1 protein-coding gene is annotated in these 2423 nt (G+C 61.5%); it reads left to right on the top strand.

Annotation, left to right across the window (positions count from 1 at the left end; genetic code table 11):
- The first annotated feature begins 535 nt into the window (after positions 1 to 535).
- Positions 536 to 2317, top strand: a complete 1782-nt coding sequence (locus tag AB0N07_RS50270) for a reverse transcriptase domain-containing protein (RefSeq protein WP_365847610.1) — start codon at positions 536 to 538, stop codon at positions 2315 to 2317.
- Positions 2318 to 2423: the final 106 nt, after the last annotated feature.

The raw sequence follows: 2423 nt of genomic DNA, 5'->3' as shown, positions 1-2423 counted from the left end.
TGTGCGCCACGAGGCGCTCTGTTTGTATCCCCGGCTCAGCCGGGAGGAACTCGGGAGGAGGTTTCTGGGCCGAATGACTTACCTGGATCCGAAAGGCGAAGGGGACAAGAGCATGTCAGGAAACCAGTGACCGGGCCCAGTTGTCAGGGACGGTGTGCTGGGCGGCCCGCGCGATATGGCGAAGACTGGATTGTTTGAAGCCCAATCTCCAGAAGATGCAAGTTCCCATCCGCCGGAAAGACTGCTGAAACCGGCGCCGCACTCTGCACGGGGTTTCATTGTTGCCCGGTGCACCTCCGGGGTGCGGAGCGATGTCCAGCGAGGACATTCAAGGAGATGAGCGGGACGCCTAAGTCGCGCTAGAACGTACAGACAGAGACGAACGTGGGATCGCCTACGGGACGCGAGTCCTATGGCGACGGAGGCCCCGTAGTAGTCGCCGGAGTTACGACCGGCCAGGGAGGACGGGAAAGCCGTCCACATCGGGCGAAGGGGGCCAGGTGATTTGGACACTCGAACCCGGGAGGTATGCGGAATGCAGAGCGCCAAAACGGTGCTGGGTGTCCTGCGTGAACGCGGCAGGCGTGGCCTGCCGTGCGAGGAGTTGTATCGACAGTTGTTCAACCCGCAGATGTATCTGCTGGCCTACGGTCGCATCTACGCCAACCATGGTGCGATGACGCCAGGGGTCACGTCGGAGACCGTGGACGGCATGTCACAGCGAAAGATCGACCGGATCATCGAGGCGATACGTCACGAGCGTTACCGCTTCAAACCGGTCCGGCGCATCCATATCCCGAAGAAGAACGGGAAGATGCGTCCGCTGGGGCTGCCGACCTGGTCGGACAAGCTCGTCGGCGAAGTTATCCGCCTATTGTTAGAGGCGTATTACGAACCGACGTTCTCCGACCACTCGCATGGATTCCGTCCCCGTCGGGGCTGCCACACCGCATTGCGGGAGGTTGACCACACCTGGACCGGGACATCCTGGTTCATCGAAGGGGACATCGCCGATTGCTTCGGCAGCCTGGACCATCGGGTCCTGCTCTCGATCCTCGGCGAGAAGATCCATGATCAGCGGTTTCTACGGCTGGTGCGCAACATGCTGACAGCCGGATACCTGGAGGACTGGAAGTGGGGTGCCACGCTCTCCGGAGCACCGCAAGGCGGAGTGGCCTCCCCGATCCTGTCCAACATCTACCTGCACAAGCTGGACGAGTTCGTCGAGACAGTTCTGATTCCGGAGTACACCCGAGGGAAGCGCCGGGCGCGAAACCCAGCCTATCTGGAGTTGCAGAATCTGCTAGCGAAAGCCCGTCGGCGCGGCGACCGGGTTCAGGCCCGTGCGTTGCGTCAGCAGATGGTCAGTCTGCCAAGCGCGGATCCAAACGATCCGGCATACCGCAGGCTGCGCTACATACGCTATGCGGACGATCACCTCCTTGGTTTCACCGGACCAAAAGCCGAGGCCGATCAGATTAAACAATGCCTGGCCCAGTTCCTACGTGACAAACTCAAGCTGGAGCTGTCCCAGGAAAAGACGCTGATCACTCATGCCCGCACCGGGGCAGCGAGGTTCCTCGGTTACGGGATCACGACTCAGCACAACGACACGAAGAAGACGGGCCGTTACCGTCGAGTCAACGGCCAGATCGCTCTCCGTGTCCCGCGGGATGTGATCAAAGCCAAATGCGCCCCCTATCTCGCCCGCGGAAACCCCGCGAAGAGAACAGCCCTGATCAACAGCAGCGATCATGCGATCGTGGCGACGTTCGGGACCGTTTACCGGGGCGTTGTTCAGTACTACCTGCTCGCCGGAGATGTATTCCGGTTGCACCGGCTGCAATGGGTCATGGAGACATCCATGCTCAAGACCCTTGCCGCAAAGCATCGCTCGTCAGTATCGAAGATGGCCGCTAAGCACAAGGTCAGAATCGATACCCTTAATGGGCCCCGAGTCTGCTTCGAGGCCCGAATCGAGCGGAAGAACAGGAAACCACTGGTGGCACGGTTCGGCGGGATTCCCCTCCAACGGCAACGAGCGGCGGAACTCGCTGATCGTGAGCCGGTCCGGGTGGACTATCCGCAGAAGGAACTCATCGCGAGACTCCTGGCGGATACCTGCGAGATCTGCGGAAGCAAGGGCAACGTGCAAGTGCACCACGTCCGCGCTCTCGCCGACCTCGCACATGCCGGATGGCAACCTTCCGACTGGGCGCGCGTCATGCTCCACCGGCGCCGCAAAACAGTCGTGGCCTGCGACACCTGCCATGACCGAATCCATTCGGAAAGGCCGGTCAGACCACTCACGCAGTAGTCACTGGAGAGCCGGATGACAGGGAAACCGTCATGTCCGGTTCGGCGGGAGGCCGCGCGGAACAGGACCTGTCACAGCAGGCACCTCACCGCGCGGCCGACCCAAC

The organism is Streptomyces sp. NPDC051172, from assembly GCF_040682555.1.
Lineage (GTDB): Bacteria > Actinomycetota > Actinomycetes > Streptomycetales > Streptomycetaceae > Streptomyces.
This window is presented reverse-complemented; position numbering and strand designations above follow the sequence as displayed.